The organism is Isoptericola hypogeus (assembly GCF_039531145.1).
GTDB classification, from domain to species: domain Bacteria; phylum Actinomycetota; class Actinomycetes; order Actinomycetales; family Cellulomonadaceae; genus Isoptericola; species Isoptericola hypogeus.
Window position 1 is genome coordinate 444,174 of sequence record NZ_BAAAPM010000008.1, and the last position, 15,268, is coordinate 459,441.

Sequence of the window (15,268 nt, forward strand, 5' to 3'; positions counted from 1 at the left end):
TCAGACCTGGACGCGGTCGCGGACGGCGGCGGCGATGCGCTCGATCGCGTCTGCCACCGGCACCCCGTTCTCCTGGCTGCCGTCCCGGAAGCGGAACGACACCGCGCCCGCCTCCGCGTCCTCCCCGCCCGCGATGAGCACGAACGGCACCTTCTCCTTGGCCGCGTTGCGGATCTTCTTGCCGAACCGGTCGTCCGACCGGTCGATCTCGGCGCGGATCCCGCGGGCCTTCAGCTGCGCGACGACGTCGGACAGGTAGTCGTCGAACGCGTCGGCCACCGGCACGGCGAGCACCTGGACCGGCGCGAGCCAGGCCGGGAACGCGCCCGCGTAGTGCTCGACCAGGATGCCGAAGAAGCGCTCGATCGAGCCGAACAGGGCGCGGTGGATCATCACCGGCCGCTGCCGCGAGCCGTCCGGCGCCGTGTACTCCAGCTCGAAGAGCTCCGGCTCGAAGAAGTCGAGCTGGATCGTCGAGAGCTGCCAGGTGCGCCCGATGGCGTCCTTGGCCTGCACCGAGATCTTCGGGCCGTAGAACGCGGCGCCGCCCGGGTCGGCCACGAGCTCCAGGCCCGACGCCGTCGCCACCTGGCGCAGCACCTCGGTGGCCTCCTCCCAGGTCGCGTCGTCGCCCACGGACTTCTCCGGGTCGCGGGTGGACAGCTCGAGGTAGAAGTCGTGGAGCCCGTAGTCGCGCAGCAGCTCGAGCACGAACGTCAGCAGGGACGTGAGCTCCTCCTGCATCTGCTCGCGCGTGCAGTAGATGTGCGCGTCGTCCTGCGTGAACCCGCGCGCGCGGGTCAGGCCGTGCACGACGCCCGACTTCTCGTACCGGTAGACGGTGCCGAACTCGAAGAGCCGCAGCGGCAGCTCCCGGTACGACCGTCCCCGCGAGGAGAACACGAGGTTGTGCATCGGGCAGTTCATGGGCTTCAGGTAGTAGTCCTGGCCGGGCTTGCGCACGTTGCCCTCGTCGTCGAGCTCGGCGTCGAGGTGCATGGGCGGGTACATGCCGTCCGCGTACCAGTCGAGGTGGCGCGACGTCTCGAAGAGCTTCGCCTTGGTGATGTGCGGCGTGGCGACGAACGAGTAGCCGGACTCGATGTGCCGCTTGCGCGAGTACTCCTCCATCTCCATGCGCACCATGGCGCCCTTGGGGTGGAAGACGGGCAGGCCGGAGCCGATCTCGTCGGGGAACGAGAACAGGTCCAGCTCGCTGCCGAGTCGGCGGTGGTCGCGCCGCTCGGCCTCGGCGAGCCGCTCCAGGTGCGCCTTGAGGTCGTCCTTGGTCGGCCACGCGGTGCCGTAGATGCGCTGCAGCTGCGGGTTCTTCTCGCTGCCCCGCCAGTAGGCGGCGGCGGAGCGCATGAGCTGCACCCCCTGGCCGATCAGCCTGGTGGACGGCAGGTGCGGGCCGCGGCACAGGTCCTTCCAGACCACGGCCTCCGACTCGCGCCCGGCGCCGCGCACGTTGTCGTAGATCGTGAGCTCGCCGGCGCCGACCTCGACCGACGACCCGTCGTCGTCCGACGACCCGCCCTTGAGGCCGATCAGCTCCAGCTTGTACGGCTCGTCGGCCAGCTCGGCCCGGGCCTCGTCCTCCGTGACGACGCGGCGGCGGAAGGTCTGCCCCTCCTTGATGATCCGCGCCATCGCCTTGTCGAGGGCCTTGAGGTCCTCGGGCGTGAACGGGGTCTCGACGTCGAAGTCGTAGTAGAAGCCGTTCTCCACCGGCGGCCCGATGCCGAGCCGAGCCTGGGGGTTGACCTGCTGCACGGCCTGCGCGAGCACGTGGGCGGCGCTGTGCCGCAGCACCGCGAGGCCGTCCGGGGAGCCGATGGTCACGGGCTCGACGACGGTGCCCGGCGCGAGGTCGCGCGCCAGGTCGAGCAGCGCGCCGTCCACGCGCATCGCGACGACGTCGCGGCGGTCGGCGAAGAGCTCCGTGCCCGTCGTCGGCGTCTGCACCGTCACCGTGTCCCGCGCGGTGTCCTGCGCGTCGTCGGGGTTCGGTGGCATCGGCGAGGCGACGTCGGACACGTGCTGCTCCTTGCGGTTCGGCGAGCGCCGCGCAGTGCGTGCGGCGCTCACGGGTGAGGGTCGTGCGGCGGGGACACCGAGCACGACGCGGGGCGCCACCACGGGTGACGCCCCACGATCGTACTCACCCGCATGGCCAGAGGCGGCGACACGCGCCGTGGGCCCGGCGGGGCACGCGGTTCCGGTCAGGTGCCGGTGCGGCCGTCCGCTCCCCCGGCGGGCGGGTCGTTCCGCTTCTTCGCCTCCTCGGCCGCCTTGTCGACGTGGCCGTCGTACTTCTCCGGCGCAACCTTCTTGACCTGCTCGGCAACCTTGTCGATGTTCTCGTCGGTGGCCAGCTTCTTGGCCTTGTCGAACAGGCCACCCAGGCCTGAGCCCTCGCCCATGGTTCTCCCTCCGAAGTCCGGGACGGGCGGACCCGGCGTCCTGGCACGTCTGACGCCGCCGGCCCTGCCCCGTCGTCGCCACGCTAGCCAGGACGGCGCCGGCCCGCGATCGGGCCGCGATCGGGCCGCTATCGAGCCGTCCGCCGGCGTCGCCGATACCACCATCGATCTTGTGAAGCATTTCACTAGCCTCGTCCTGGCCGGTCAGACGCTGTGGTCTTACCATAGAACCAGCGCCGGACCCGGCGCCGAGGCACCGGCCGCGAGACCCGCGACCTGCACCCCCGGAGGGGACCATGACCACCACCCGCACCGCCCGCCGACCGGCCCGCACCGTCGGCCTCGTCGCACTGATCGCCGGGGTCCTCATGCTCGGCGCCGGCACGGCGACCTGGGTCACCGTCAGCAACCAGCTGGCCGCCCAGGACATCACGGTCTCCGAGGACGCGGCCTTCCTCGGCGGCGACACCGTCGACGGCCCGCTCTCCGCCTTCGCGCAGGCGCAGGTCATCGACAAGCACGCGCTCGCGGCGACCGGCGGCCAGACCTACGCGCAGCTCGAGCAGGACGACCCGCTGCGCGCGACCGCGATGAACGCCTCGTTCCTGCGGGCGTCGCTCTTCACCTCGGTCGTGGCGTACGGCGTGAGCGCCCTGGTCATGGGTCTCGGCGTCCTCTTCGGCCTCGTCGGCTGGTCGCTGCGCCGCCTCGGCGCCGAGCCCGCCCTCGTGACCGAGACCGTCCCCGCGGCGACGCCGGCCCCGTCCGCCCCGTCGGCCCGCGGCCGGCTGCACCCCGCCGTCTGACGCGCGACCCCGCCGCCTGCGGCCCGCCCCCGGTCCACCGGAGGCGGGCCGACGCACGTCCCGGTCAGGATGGGCCCGTGCCCCCCGTCCCGACCGTCCCCTCCGGCAGGCCCGACCCCTCCTCGCCCCGCTACCCCCAAGCGGCCGGCGCGGCCACGAGCCTGGCCGCGCTCGACGCCCACCTGGTCGACTGCCGCGCCTGCCCCCGCCTCGTCGCCTGGCGCGAGGAGGTCGCCGCGACGCGCCGGGCCGCGTTCCGCGAGGAGACCTACTGGGGGCGGCCCGTGCCAGGCTTCGGCGACCCGGGCGCGGCGATCGTCGTCGTCGGGCTCGCGCCGGCCGCCCACGGCGCCAACCGCACGGGCCGCATGTTCACCGGGGACCGCAGCGGCGACTTCCTCTTCGCGGCCATGCACCGCACGGGGTTCGCGAACCAGCCCACCTCCACGTCGATCGACGACGGACTGACGCTGCGCGGCATCCGCGTCACCGCCCCCGTGCGATGCGCCCCGCCCGCCAACCAGCCCACCGTCGACGAGCGCCGGCGGTGCGCGCCGTACCTCGGCCGCGAGCTCGAGCTCGTGGGCGGCGGGGTGCGGGTGGCGGTCGCGCTGGGCGCCGTCGGCTGGCAGGCGCTGCTCACCACCCTCGGCGAGCAGGGCTGGGCCGTGCCCCGCCCCCGCCCGCGGTTCGCGCACGGCGCGGAGGTCCGGCTCGAGCGCGACGGCGACCGCGACGCCGACGGCGGACGGGTGCTGACCCTGCTGGGGTGCTTCCACGTCTCGCAGCAGAACACCTTCACGGGGCGCCTCACGCCGCCGATGCTCGACGCCGTGCTGCTCCGGGCGCGCGACCTCGCCTCCCGGTGAACCCGCTCGCTCAGCCCCGGTCCGGCCGGCACTTCACCGGGCCGGCCAGCGGCGTGCCGTCGTCGCCCAGGTGCACGGTGACGACGTCGTCGTACACGCGCCGCTCGGTCCGGACCAGCTCGTAGCCGTCGTCCAGGACCGGGAACAGGTACACGGGGCTGAACGTCAGCTCCGCCCCGCACCGCGTGTTCGCCAGGTCCATCTGCAGGTGCCCGTAGTGCAGCCCGCCGTCGACCAGCCGCGGGTTGCCGTTCGCGTCGAGCTCCCACGTCTCCGGTTCGTCCGCGGAGGCGGACCACTGCGAACGGCTGTTGAACCCGACGGGGACGAGCTCCCCACCTTCCGACTCCACGAGCTGCTCGCCGCGCAGTCCGTCAGCCGCGACCCCGACGTCGTAGACGTTGAAGCCGACGCCGTCGCCGTCGCCGTCCACCCAGGACCGCTCGAACATCTCGTCGTGGCCCGAGATCACGGCGGCCACGCCGTACTCCTCGAAGAGCGGGCTGTAGACGCGCATCGCGACGCCGGACTGGTTGTCCGCATACACGTGGTTCGGAGGCGTGCCGTGGACGCCGGAGGAGTACGGCGCGTGGTGGAACTGCACCAGGACGATCTGCCCCCGCTCCCGCGCGTCCGCGAGCTGCTCGGTGGCCCACGCCCACTGCTCGGTGCCCGGGTTGAGGTTCGGCAGGTCGGTGTCCGCGGGAGACAGCCCGGGGTACACGTCCGCGAATGCTGCCCCGTACTCGGACGCCGTGAAGCTGCCCTGGGTGTCGGTGGTGCGTCGGTCGAAGGTCAGGTTCGTGTCGTCCCCGGAGAACACCTCGCCCGTCAGGATGCCCTCGTCGACGTTCTCGTCGGGGACCCCGTTCGTGGAGTCCAGCGTGAGCAGCGTGACGGGTCCGTAGTCGAGCCGGTAGTAGGAGTCCTTGTACTGCGGGTTGTCCCGGTCGCCGGGCGTGTCGAAGTAGTCGTGGTACCGGTTGCGCCCGATCACCGCCGGCGAGCGGTCCTCCGGGGTGCCGTACCCGTCGTTGAGCGCGCCGAACGTCTCCCAGTTGCCGATCGCGGTGAGGAGCGGCACCTCGGAGGCGAGCGTGCCGTACTCGCCGGCGAAGTGGCGCCAGAACTCGTCCCAGGCCGGCTGGTACCCGGAGCCCTGCACCAGGTCGCCGGCCAGGAGCATCAGGTCCGGGTCCGCCGCCTCGATCGCCTCGGTGTTCTCGACCAGGGCCGACCGCTGGTCCAGGGGGTATCGCAGCGTGTGCTCGCCGTAGCGGGTCGTGGACCCGTGGACCTGCTCCCACATCGAGCCCGGCCCCGGCCGCTCGACCGAGCCGTCCGTGTAGCCGTCCGGGTGCAGCTCCCACTCGCGCTGCTCGACGGCGCCCATCGGCTCGGTCTCGGTGTCCGAGAAGGCCATCAGGCGCAGGCGGTCCCACCGCCGGGCGGTCGGGGCGGTGGCGAAGGTGCCCCGGAAGGTCTCGTCGCCCTGCGCCACCGTGTACCGGTAGGTGTGGTCCGGCCTCAGTCCGTCGAGGCCCACGGAGTGCTTGTAGCTGTCGTCCGACCACAGCCACGACCCCTGCTCCAGGCCGTCGATCTCCTGGTCCAGCTCGGCCTGGGTGTACTCCATGAGGTCGAGGCGCTCCGGCTCCGACGCGAGCCGGGCCGGACCGCGCAGCCCGGGACCGGTCACGACCACGGTGCCGGGCTCGTCCAGCTCCGAGACCCAGCTCAGGGTCATGGTTCGAGCCCCGGGGGCCTGCAGGTACGGCAGCACGCGGAAGCCGGACGACGGTGCGGGGAGCGCCCCGGCCGCGGGTTCGGCGGCCGGATCAGGTGCTGCCGCGACACCCAGCGTCAGCGTCAGGGGCATGACCGCCAGCCCCGCGACGACGGCACGACGAATCCGGTTCTTCATGGCTGCTCCGTTGCTGCTCGAGGACCGTTCCACGGTGGATGATCCCGCGGAACACGTGCTCGCGCCCGTCGACCGCGGGGTCGGCCCGTATTCCGCGTGTCCTCGGGACCCGGGTCCCCTACGCTCGCGCGGGTGACCGTGACCATCCTCACCGGCCCCCCGGGCGCCGGGAAGACCACCGTGGCGGCGTTGCTCGCGAGCGATGCCGACCGCCCCACCGTGAACCTGACGACCGACACCTTCTACCGGTCGATCGCCACCGGCTTCGTGCCGCCGTACCTCGCCGGGTCGCAGCGGCAGAACGACGTCGTCGCCGCGGCCGTCGTCGGCGCCGCGAGCGCATACGCCCGCGGCGGGTACGACGTCGTGCTGGACGGCGTCGTCGGGCCGTGGTTCCTGCCCGCGTTCCGCGCGGCCGCCGCGCGCGAGGGCTGGGACCTGGCGTACGTGGTGCTTCGCCCCGACCTCGAGACCACCCTCGCGCGAGCCCGCGACCGCGCCGACTCCGAGCTGCGCGACCCGTCCGCCGTGCAGAGCATGCACGCCGCGTTCGCGGACCTGGGCGACCTGGAGCCGCACGCGCGGGACACGCGCGCCGAGGAGCCCGCGGCCACGGCGGCCGCGATCCGCGCCGCCCTCGACGACGGGACGCTCCGGCTCCGCCAGCCGTCGATGCCGTCACCCACCGACGAGCGCACGGAGCCGCCCCTGCGGGCCGACGAGGTCACCACGCTTCGCGCCTACCTCGACTACCACCGCGACACGCTGCGCCTCAAGACCGCCGGCCTCACGGCCGAGCAGCTGCGTACCGCCCATGCGCCGTCCACCCTGACGCTCGGCGGGTTGCTCAAGCACCTGGCGCTCGTCGAGTCGGACTGGTTCGCGGATGTGCTGGCCGGCGGCTCCGTCATGGCGCCCTTCGACACGGTGGACTGGGACGCCGACCGCGACTGGGAGTTCCACACGGCGGCCGACGACTCCCCCGACGAGCTGCGGGCGCTGTTCGACGCCGCCGTCGCGGACGCGGACCGCCGGATCGACGCCGCGCTCGCGACCCCCGAGGGGCTGGACCGGCTCAGCTCCCGCGAGTCGCGGCGCCCCGGCGAGGGCGCGTTCAGCCTGCGGTGGATCCTCGTGCACATGATCGAGGAGTACGCCCGTCACAACGGCCACGCCGACCTGCTCCGCGAGGCCGTGGACGGCACGACCGGCGAGTGACCGTCCGGGGCCATGGGGCCCCGGACGGTGCCCTCAGACGCCGGCCGCACCCTCCTGCGCGGAGGCACGGGCCTCGCGGCGCGGGCGCAGCACGTACTGCTCGGTGACGAAGCCCACGACCGCCGCCAGCAGGACGATCGGGGCCATGGCGGGCGCGGCCGGCCCCAGCAGGAGCACGACCAGCACCGACGCCGAGACCGGGAACGGCAGGGTCGCGGCCGACGCGGCCGCCATGCCCGCCGCCAGTGCCGGGATCGCCCCGAACCCGGGCAGGGGCGCCACGAGCACGCCGGTGGCCGCGCCGAGCAGCACGGCAGGGAAGATCGGCCCGCCGCGCAGCGTCCCGAGGGACACGCCGTAGGCGACCGCCTTGAGCACCAGCAGCGCCACGAGCGCGCCGGCCCCCCACGCCGCCGGGTCGGCGGCGAGGGCCGGGAGCAGCGCCTGGCCCGACAGCGCGACCTCCATCGGCGAGCGCCCGGTGATCAGGGCGTAGGCCGACGCGCACACCGCCACCGCGAGCGCGCCGGCCACGGCCGACGTGAACGGGGCGGCGGCGGCGCGGCGGGCGACCGCGTTGCCGAGCCGGTGCACGAGGCGCACGCCCACGGCGACCACCACGGCCACCGGCACGGTCCACAGGACGTCTCCGACGTCCGGCCGCGCGGGAGCGTCGACGTCCGGCAGGGAGAGCGACGCGATCTCGAGCCCCGTCCAGCTCCCCATGCCCGTGAAGACGAGCGCGCCGATGCCGGAGGTCAGCAGGCACGGCAGCACCAGCCGGGTGAGCCTCGCCCCGGACACCCCCGCGAGACCGACCGCCTCGATGATGAAGACGGCGCCCACGAGCGGGCTGCCGAAGATCGCCGACAGGGCGGCCGCCGAGCCGGCCACGGCGAGCACGGTGCGCCCCTGGTCGTCGAGCGTCGCGTCCCACGGGCGCACCAGGATCATGGCGAGCGCCGCCCCGATGGCCAGCAGAGGCGCCTCCGGACCGAGGGCGACGCCCAACGGCAGCCCGGCCAGGGCGGCGAGAAGTACGCCGGGCACGTGCGACGCGGGGACGGGCCCGACACTCATGCCGTCGACGGGCAGGTGCCCGCCGTGCCCGGGGAGCGCGCGGATCGCGGCGCCCACGGCGACGCCGGCGACCAGCAGCCACGGCAGCGGCCACCACCAGGGGACGCCGGCGAACCCCCATGCCGCGGGCAGCTCCTCCCACACCAGGTGGGTGAGCTCGTGCAGCAACGCGAGGAAGGCGAAGGCCGCGAGCGAGACGGGCACGCCGAGGGCCGCTGACAGCACCAGGAGCCGGGCGTAGTCGCGCCCCAGCACCGGCTGGGGGACGTCGGTCGTCATCCGCGGGCCTCCTGGCTCGTCGATCCGTCGGACCGCCGCGGCCCGGGCCGGTCCCGCAGCTGCTCGGCCACCACCGGGAAGACGAGCACGGAGGCGATCGCGGCCAGCACGAGCGCCGCCGCGTTGGCCGCCGGCAGCAGGCCCGCCGTCGTGCCGACCGTCGTGATGACGACGACCAACGGGAGGGCCGTGGCCGACATCATGCCCAGCGCCAGCGCATCGGTGCCACCGAGGGCGCGCCGGTGGGCCAGGTAGGTGGGCAGGCAGCGCACCACGAGGAAGAGCACCACGAAGACGGGCACCGTCACCAGCACGGCGGGGTCGGCCACCAGCGCCTGCACGTCGAGGGTCACGCCGCTCATCACGAAGAAGATCGGGATGAGGAAGCCGAACCCGATGCCTTCGAGCCGCGACTCGACGACCTTGGTCTCGAGCGGGTCGCTCGACGACAGGAACAGGTGCACGAGGATTCCGGCCGTGAACGCACCCAGCACCGGGTCGAGGCCGAGCGCCTGGGCGAACGCGAACATCCCGATGACCACGAGCACGCACAGCCGCACCGCGACCTGCGAGCTCGTGCCCAGGGTGGCCGTGACGACGCGGCCCAGCCGTGGGTGGCGCGGCTTGCGGGCCAGCACCGCCCCGTACACGGCGAGCGTCGCGAACGCCAGCAGCACCACGAGCGTCTGCGCCGGGCGGTCGCCGCTGAGGACGAACGCGATGGCGAGGATCGGACCGAACTCGCCCACCGTGCCGACCGCGAGCACCCGGTCGCCGAACGGCGTGCCGGTCGCGCCGCCGTCGCGCACGATCGGCAGGATCACGCCCAGCGCCGTCGTCGTGAGCGCCAGGCCCACGACGAGGCCGGCCTGGGGCCCGGCCAGGTACACGCCCACCGCGAGCCCGAGCACGAGGGACACCAGCCAGCTACCCGCCGCGCTGCGGAGCGGGCCGCCGCGGATCCGCGAGAACTCGATCTCGTAGCCCGCGAGGAACATGAGGAACGCGAGACCGAGGTCGGACAGCGCGTCGATGACCGGCGTCTCGTGCACGAGGCCGAGGACCGCCGGGCCGACGAGGATGCCGAGCAGGATCTCCACGACCACCGACGGGATGCGCACGTGCGCCTCGAGCCGGTCCACGACGAACGGCGCGACGACGGCAGCCGCGGCGACCACCGCCAGCATGGTCACGGTCTCGAGGTCCATCCCGACCCTTTCTCACAGGGCGCACGCCGTCCCCGAAGGGTCGGCGCGGGCCCGCGCACGCAGGACGATGCCCGGCGCATCGCGGCGCCGGGCATCGTCGTCATGATCTCAGCCGGGGCGCCGCCCCGGGCCTTCTCGTCCCAGCCGAACGTCTCGGCCGGACGTCAACCGAGCTGGTGTCGGCCGAGTCTGCGGTTCCGCTCCGGGCGGGTGCCTCGTCCCTCGGCCCCCACCCTGCGCTGCACCTCCGCCTCAGCCGAGGAGCTTGGCCTTCGCCGCCGCGAACTCGGCGTCCGACAGCACACCCGCGGCCTTGAGGTCGCCGAGCTGCTTGAGCTGGGCGATGAGGTCGTCCTGCCCGGGGCCCGTGGTCACCTGCGCGGGCTGCGCCGCCGCCTGCTCTGCCGCCGCCTGCTGCGCCATCGCCTGCTGCTGGGCGTACGCCTGCTGCTGTTGCTGCTGGGCCTGGTACTGCTGTGCCTCGTACTGCTGCTGCTCGCGGCCGGCGGCCCGGCGGTTCATCGCCCGGCTGGTGGCGGTCGCCGTCCCGGTGATCACCGCGGTGCGGGCCATCGTCCCGATCAGTCCGGGTCGACCCATCCGTCGCATAGGGGGCATCTCAGTTCTCCTTCTCGAGCTCGCGGGAGAGCTCCTCGATCGCCACGGCCGGGACGCGGGTCCAGTCGAGCACCCGCCCGCCGGCCCCGAGCACGGCGCCGGTCAGGCCGCGCGCCCAGGTGTGCTCGAAGATGATCATGCCGACGGCGGAGCCGGGGGCCAGGTCCTCGGCGACGGCGTCCACGTCGTCGGCCGCCAGCAGGCCGGCCGGCTCGCCGACGATGCGGGCGAGGTCGTCGTCGCCGCCCTCCGTGGCCTCGACCCACTCGACGCTGCCGTCGTCGGCCTTGCGGATCAGCAGGGCGTCGAGCACGTCGATGGTGCCCGCGTCGACGAGCCGAGCCAGCTCGGCGATGATCTCGCCCTTGAACTCGGCCCGCGGGAACTCGAGGAGCACGAGCTCCACGGGCCCGCTGCTCGGTGCGCTGGGTTCGGCACTGGTGGTCATGTCCTGCCTTTCGTCGGTGCTTGCGGTCGGCGTCAGCGGTCGGCGGTGGTGCGCAGGATCGCCCAGATGACGAAGACGTCCAGCGCGATCACCAGCACCGCCCACACGGGGTAGTACGGGAGGAAGAGGAAGTTCGACAGCGCGCTCAGGCCGGCCAGGCCGATGGCGATGCCGCTCGCCACCGGGCTGCCGGTGAGCAGGAAGAAGCCCGTGAGCACGAGCACGACGCCGAGGACCAGGTGGATCCAGCCCCAGGTCGTGAGGTCGAGCGCGAACGCGTACGACTCCGTGCGCAGGAAGAAGTCGTCGTTCACGATCGCGGCCAGGCCCTCGAACCCCTGGAACAGGCCCACCATGATCAGGAGCGACGCCCCCAGAGCCGTCCCGCCCACGGCCCACGCCGACGGCTCCCTGGTCTCCGTGCTCGTCGTGCCGGTCATGCGGTCACCCTCCCACTCGGCCGTCACGTCCGCCTGCCGGGCAACCCGTCGTGTCGCGGTACGAAACGGCAGGTCATCCGCCACGATGATCGGGTTGCCGGCGCGGGGCCGCAACCGCAGGGAGGCGATCATGTCGACGGGTGAGGCCACGGCCGGGACGACGAGCGGGGCCGCGGGCGGGTCCGGGGCCGCTCCAGGCGCCGACGGCGCGGCGTCGGGGCGCAGCGAGATCAGCCGGCGGGTGGAGCTGCTGGCGACGGCGCTGCTCGCGCTCGCGACGTTGGTCACGGCCTGGTCGGCGTTCCAGAGCACCAAGTGGTCGGGCGTGATGGCGAACAGCTACGCGGCCGCGTCCGCCGCCCGGGCCGAGTCCACCCGGGCCTCGACCGAGGCGGGGCAGCTCATGACCATCGACGTCGAGACGTTCACCTCGTGGGTGGACGCGATCGCCTCGCAGCAGCGCGCCGGCATCGAGACGGGCCTCGCCGACGACGGCACCTACTCCCCCGCCGACGGTACGCAGTCCGCGTTCCTGTACGCCCGGTTCCGGCCCGAGTTCGTGCCGGCGTTCGACGCCTGGCTGGCCACCGACCCGCTGCACGACGACGCCGCGCCCCGCAACCCGTTCCTCATGCCCGACTACGACCCCGAGGCGCGTCAGCGCGCGGAGAGCGAGCTGTCCCGGGCCGAGGAGCTGTCGACCACCGCGCTGCGCGCGAACCAGAACGGCGACAACTACGTCCTGACGTCCATCCTGTTCGCCGCGGTCGCGCTGTTCGCCGGGCTGAGCACCAAGCTCGCCCACCGCGTCGCGCGCCGCACCCTGCTCGGCTCCGCCGTGGCGCTGTTCGTCGTCGCGACGATCGTGGTGCTCAGCTTCCCGAAGATGCTGTGACGTCGTCCGTCCCACCGACGACGGCCCGCACGTGCGCGTCGGCGGGCCCGGCGAGCGCGGCACGGAGCCGGTCGAACGTCGCGACGCTGCGGGGGCCGGGCCAGTCGGCCGGCAGCGCGCTCGGCGGCAGGCCGGGGTCCAGGTACGGGACGGCTCGCCAGTCGTCCAGCACGCGCGTCCAGCGCGCAAAGGCCTCGGGTCCGCCCGGTGGCGCCGCCGTGCGCGCCGGGGCACGGGCGCCGTCGTCGTGCCGGTCCAGGAACTCGTGGTGCCGGGCGGCGAGCCGCTCCAGGTCCCACCAGCGCGCGGCGGCGTCGGCGAACGTGCCGGCCACCCGCGGCGTGCCCGTGACGAAGAGGGTCGCGGCGTCGCGCAGCCCGAGGGAGCGCAGGATCTGCTCCACCTCGTCCGCGAGGTGCGCCGGGCAGATCCACAGGCCCGTCGCGACGTGCCCGCAGCCGATCCCCGCCAGGTGCCGGCGCAGCTGGTGGCGGGCGTCGCGCCGGTGCTCGGGCACCGTGTACGACACGAGGCACCACGGGTCGGCCTCGCCCTGCTGGCGGTAGGAGAAGATCCGGCGGTCGCCGCGTTCCAGCATCGCCGCCGCGCCCGGCGCCAGGCGGTAGCCGGGACGCCCGCCCTCGGCCGCGGCCTCGAGCAGCCCCCGGGACTTGCCGCGGGAGACCGCGCTGCGCGCGCTGGACGCTCCGGCCCCCACCGCGTCCAGGAGCGCGACCAGGTCGGCCGCCGCGATCCAGCCGCCGGCCCGCCGCAGGTACGCGCCGACGATCGTGCGCAGCAGGGACGTCGCGCTGCCCGCGCGGGAGTCGACGTCGTCGAGGACCGCGGGCCGCTCGCCGGGCGGGGCGTGCATCGTGCGCCCGCTCAGGCGGCCAGCCGGACGAGCGCGGCGCGGACGGCCTCGACGCCCAGGCGGACCTCGTCGAACGACGTGGACAGCGGCGACAGGCCGAGCCGGATGCCGTGCGGGCGCCGGAAGTCCGGGACGATCCCCTGCTGCCAGAGCTCGGCCACGACCTCCTGGAACGCCGGGTGGTCGATCGTCACGTGCGAGCCGCGGCGGTCGGCGTCGCGCGGCGAGGTCACCTCGACGCCGAGCGGCGCGAGGAGCTCGTCGCACAGGTCGAGGGTGAGCCCGGTGAGCAGCACGGACTTCGCGCGGATCGCGCCGATGCCCGCCTCGTCGACGAGGTCGAGCATGTCCTGCATCGCGAGCATCGACGTGATCGTGGGCGTGCCGGACACGAACCGGCGGATGCCGGCGTGCGGCGTGTACCGCGGGCCCATCTCGAAGGGCGCCTCGGCGCCCATCCACCCCTGGATCGGCTGCCGCAGCCGATCGACCAGGCCCGCGCGCACGTAGCCGAACGCCGGCGACCCCGGGCCGCCGTTCAGGTACTTGTAGGTGCAGCCGGCGGCGAGGTCCACGCCCCAGTCGTCGAGCGCGACGGGCACGGCGCCCGCGGAGTGGCACAGGTCCCACAGCACGAGCGCCCCGGCCTCGTGCGCGAGCCGCGTGACCTCGGCCGCGTCGGTGAGGTAGCCGGAGCGGTAGGCGACGTGGCTGAGCAGGACGAGGGCCGTGTCGTCGCCCAGGACGGCGGCGACGTCGGCGGGCGCGACCCCCGCGTGGGGCGCCGGGTCGAGCCACACGAGCCGCTTGCCCCGCTCCGCCGCGATCCCCTCCAGCAGGTAGCGGTCCGTGGGGAAGTTCCCGGCGTCGACGACGATCTCGTCGCGCCCGGCGACCTCGGGCAGGTCGAGCGCGGCCCGCACGAGCTTGTACAGCACCACCGTGGTCGACTCGCCGACGAACGTCTGACCGGGCGCGGCGCCGAGCACGACGTCGCCGATCCGGTCGCCGAGCGTCAGCGGCAGCTCGTACCAGGACTCGTCCCAGCCGCGGATGAGGCGCGCCCCCCACTCGTCGGTCGCGAAGCGCGCGAGCCGCTCGGCCGCGGCCCTCGTCGGGCGGCCGAGGGAGTTGCCGTCGAGGTAGGCGACCACGTCGTCCGAGGCGACGAAGCGCTCGCGGTAGGCGGCGAGCGGGTCGGCGGCGTCGAGGGCGGCGGCGCGGGCCTGCGGGCCTGCGGTCGGGAGCGGGGGCGGCACGGTCATCAGGTGGTCTCTTCCGTCGGGGCGGGGGTGGCGGGGTCGCGGACGACGCGCGCGTCGGCGAGCCGGTCGACGAGCTCGTCCGGGTCCGTGCGGGGGTCGAGCGGGGGGCCGGGGACGAACGTCGCCGCGCCCGGCACGGGGCGGGACACCAGGGCCCGGAGCAGGGCGGCGGACTCCAGGCCCGCGGCGGCCAGCGCCCGCAGCTCGCGGACGTTCAGCCCGGCGGGCAGCGGCCCGTTGCCGAGGTCGGTCCCGTAGGCGACGGTGCCGCCCGCGGTGTGGAAGCGCCGCAGGTTGTCGAGCGCGACCTCCCGGTCCCGGTCCTGCTCGGCGTCGGGCTCGCCCCAGCCGTGGATGTCCAGCGTGCTGACCCAGACCTGGCGCACCGCGGCGGCCTCGACGACCGCGTCGGGCAGTCGTTCGGTCCAGGGCGTGTGCGCCAGCCGGTCGACGCCGGCCGCGAGCGCCCGCTCCGCCTGGCCCGGCCCCTCGGCGTGGGCGACGACGGGCAGCCCGTGGGCGCGCGCCGCGCGCACGACCGCGGCCAGCGCGGCGTCGCCCAGCACCGGACCCCCGGCGTGCAGCGTGACCTTGACGTACGAGGCGCCGTGCGCGACCTGGCGGGCGACCGCGGCCGCGGCGTCGTCGGGCGAGGCGACCGGCTCGACGGCGCCGCCCGGCGCCCACGCCCGGCCGGTCGGGTAGCCGCCCGGCGCGGCGAGGAACGCACCCGCGACGCGCACGTGCGGGTACCCGGGCGCGCCGGGCCAGCGGGCGGCGACGGCGGGGTCCCAGCCCAGGTCGTCGACGCCGGCGACACCGCCGGCGCGCACCGCGAGCGGGTCGGCGAGCCCCAGGTGCACGTGCGCGTCGACGAACCCCGGCAGGAGCGTGCCGCCGTCCGTGGCGCGCACCGGA

15 protein-coding genes and 1 pseudogene are annotated in these 15,268 nt (G+C 74.5%); 5 read left to right on the forward strand and 11 right to left on the reverse strand.

Going from position 1 to position 15,268, the window contains the following annotated elements:
- Positions 1 to 2,019 (reverse strand): threonine--tRNA ligase, encoded by a 2,019-nt coding sequence (gene thrS, locus ABD254_RS17740; protein ID WP_344250086.1) that lies wholly within the window; start codon positions 2,017 to 2,019, stop codon positions 1 to 3.
- 206 nt (positions 2,020 to 2,225) lie between these two features.
- Positions 2,226 to 2,426 carry a hypothetical protein gene (locus ABD254_RS17745; RefSeq protein WP_344249991.1) on the reverse strand — a complete coding sequence of 67 codons (201 nt, stop codon included), beginning with the start codon at positions 2,424 to 2,426 and terminating at the stop codon, positions 2,226 to 2,228.
- Between the two features lie 296 nt (positions 2,427 to 2,722).
- Between ABD254_RS17745 and ABD254_RS17750 the strand changes: the two genes are divergently transcribed.
- Together ABD254_RS17750 and ABD254_RS17755 are read left to right on the forward strand one after the other, a co-directional pair.
- Entirely contained in the window at positions 2,723 to 3,232 is a 510-nt protein-coding gene (locus ABD254_RS17750; RefSeq protein WP_344249993.1) for an aromatic ring-opening dioxygenase LigA, read from the forward strand.
- 77 nt (positions 3,233 to 3,309) lie between these two features.
- Positions 3,310 to 4,101, forward strand: a complete 792-nt coding sequence (locus tag ABD254_RS17755; RefSeq protein WP_344249995.1) for a uracil-DNA glycosylase — start codon at positions 3,310 to 3,312, stop codon at positions 4,099 to 4,101.
- A 10-nt stretch (positions 4,102 to 4,111) separates the two neighbouring features.
- On the opposite strand, the gene ABD254_RS17760 is transcribed toward ABD254_RS17755, so the two are convergent.
- Positions 4,112 to 6,025 (reverse strand): metallophosphoesterase family protein, encoded by a 1,914-nt coding sequence (locus ABD254_RS17760; RefSeq protein WP_344249997.1) that lies wholly within the window; start codon positions 6,023 to 6,025, stop codon positions 4,112 to 4,114.
- A gap of 138 nt (positions 6,026 to 6,163) precedes the next feature.
- On the opposite strand from ABD254_RS17760, the pseudogene ABD254_RS21445 reads away from it, so the two are divergent.
- Positions 6,164 to 6,652, forward strand: a pseudogene (locus tag ABD254_RS21445) (AAA family ATPase); the annotation flags it as partial.
- 45 nt (positions 6,653 to 6,697) lie between these two features.
- Positions 6,698 to 7,243, forward strand: a complete 546-nt coding sequence (locus tag ABD254_RS21450; protein WP_425553855.1) for a DinB family protein — start codon at positions 6,698 to 6,700, stop codon at positions 7,241 to 7,243.
- A gap of 33 nt (positions 7,244 to 7,276) precedes the next feature.
- On the opposite strand, the gene ABD254_RS17770 is transcribed toward ABD254_RS21450, so the two are convergent.
- The 5 genes from ABD254_RS17770 to ABD254_RS17790 form a co-directional block, all read right to left on the reverse strand.
- The gene (locus tag ABD254_RS17770; protein ID WP_344250001.1) at positions 7,277 to 8,602 is read right to left on the reverse strand and encodes a chloride channel protein; all 1,326 of its coding nucleotides are present in this window, start codon (positions 8,600 to 8,602) and stop codon (positions 7,277 to 7,279) included.
- Entirely contained in the window at positions 8,599 to 9,810 is a 1,212-nt protein-coding gene (locus tag ABD254_RS17775; protein ID WP_344250003.1) for a cation:proton antiporter, read from the reverse strand. Before ABD254_RS17775 ends, ABD254_RS17770 begins: the two co-directional genes overlap by 4 nt.
- Positions 9,811 to 10,062: 252 nt before the next feature.
- The gene (locus ABD254_RS17780) at positions 10,063 to 10,428 is read right to left on the reverse strand and encodes an SHOCT domain-containing protein (RefSeq protein ID WP_344250005.1); all 366 of its coding nucleotides are present in this window, start codon (positions 10,426 to 10,428) and stop codon (positions 10,063 to 10,065) included.
- Between the two features lies 1 nt (position 10,429).
- Complete coding sequence (locus ABD254_RS17785; protein WP_344250007.1) at positions 10,430 to 10,876, reverse strand: DUF6325 family protein; 447 nt, start codon at positions 10,874 to 10,876, stop codon at positions 10,430 to 10,432.
- Between the two features lie 32 nt (positions 10,877 to 10,908).
- Complete coding sequence (locus ABD254_RS17790; RefSeq protein ID WP_344250009.1) at positions 10,909 to 11,316, reverse strand: DUF7144 family membrane protein; 408 nt, start codon at positions 11,314 to 11,316, stop codon at positions 10,909 to 10,911.
- Positions 11,317 to 11,446: 130 nt separating this feature from the next.
- Here ABD254_RS17790 and ABD254_RS17795 point away from each other — a divergent pair, with 130 nt between their 5' ends.
- Positions 11,447 to 12,211 (forward strand): hypothetical protein, encoded by a 765-nt coding sequence (locus ABD254_RS17795; protein ID WP_344250011.1) that lies wholly within the window; start codon positions 11,447 to 11,449, stop codon positions 12,209 to 12,211.
- Here ABD254_RS17795 and ABD254_RS17800 read toward each other — a convergent pair.
- From ABD254_RS17800 to ABD254_RS17810, 3 genes are read right to left on the reverse strand one after another with little or no spacing between them, the layout of a single operon-like run.
- The gene (locus tag ABD254_RS17800) at positions 12,189 to 13,085 is read right to left on the reverse strand and encodes a PaaX family transcriptional regulator (protein WP_344250012.1); all 897 of its coding nucleotides are present in this window, start codon (positions 13,083 to 13,085) and stop codon (positions 12,189 to 12,191) included. The genes ABD254_RS17795 and ABD254_RS17800 overlap by 23 nt on opposite strands.
- A gap of 11 nt (positions 13,086 to 13,096) precedes the next feature.
- On the reverse strand, positions 13,097 to 14,350 hold the full coding sequence (gene kynU, locus ABD254_RS17805; protein WP_344250013.1) for a kynureninase: 1,254 nt from the start codon (positions 14,348 to 14,350) through the stop codon (positions 13,097 to 13,099).
- A complete protein-coding gene (locus tag ABD254_RS17810; protein ID WP_344250014.1) occupies positions 14,350 to 15,264 on the reverse strand; it encodes an amidohydrolase family protein in 915 nt (304 codons plus the stop codon). Before ABD254_RS17810 ends, kynU begins: the two co-directional genes overlap by 1 nt.
- Between the last annotated feature and the right edge of the window lie 4 nt (positions 15,265 to 15,268).

Coding starts and splice junctions, on each gene's coding strand:
- ABD254_RS17780 (WP_344250005.1), bottom strand. CDS start 10,428: ATGCCCCCTATGCGACGGATGGGTCGACCCGGACTGATCGGGACGATG.
- ABD254_RS17760 (WP_344249997.1), bottom strand. CDS start 6,025: ATGAAGAACCGGATTCGTCGTGCCGTCGTCGCGGGGCTGGCGGTCATG.
- ABD254_RS17775 (WP_344250003.1), bottom strand. CDS start 9,810: ATGGACCTCGAGACCGTGACCATGCTGGCGGTGGTCGCCGCGGCTGCC.
- ABD254_RS17795 (WP_344250011.1), top strand. CDS start 11,447: ATGTCGACGGGTGAGGCCACGGCCGGGACGACGAGCGGGGCCGCGGGC.
- ABD254_RS17790 (WP_344250009.1), bottom strand. CDS start 11,316: ATGACCGGCACGACGAGCACGGAGACCAGGGAGCCGTCGGCGTGGGCC.
- ABD254_RS17750 (WP_344249993.1), top strand. CDS start 2,723: ATGACCACCACCCGCACCGCCCGCCGACCGGCCCGCACCGTCGGCCTC.
- kynU (WP_344250013.1), bottom strand. CDS start 14,350: ATGACCGTGCCGCCCCCGCTCCCGACCGCAGGCCCGCAGGCCCGCGCC.
- ABD254_RS17770 (WP_344250001.1), bottom strand. CDS start 8,602: ATGACGACCGACGTCCCCCAGCCGGTGCTGGGGCGCGACTACGCCCGG.
- ABD254_RS17800 (WP_344250012.1), bottom strand. CDS start 13,085: ATGCACGCCCCGCCCGGCGAGCGGCCCGCGGTCCTCGACGACGTCGAC.
- thrS (WP_344250086.1), bottom strand. CDS start 2,019: ATGCCACCGAACCCCGACGACGCGCAGGACACCGCGCGGGACACGGTG.
- ABD254_RS21450 (WP_425553855.1), top strand. CDS start 6,698: ATGCCGTCACCCACCGACGAGCGCACGGAGCCGCCCCTGCGGGCCGAC.
- ABD254_RS17745 (WP_344249991.1), bottom strand. CDS start 2,426: ATGGGCGAGGGCTCAGGCCTGGGTGGCCTGTTCGACAAGGCCAAGAAG.
- ABD254_RS17785 (WP_344250007.1), bottom strand. CDS start 10,876: ATGACCACCAGTGCCGAACCCAGCGCACCGAGCAGCGGGCCCGTGGAG.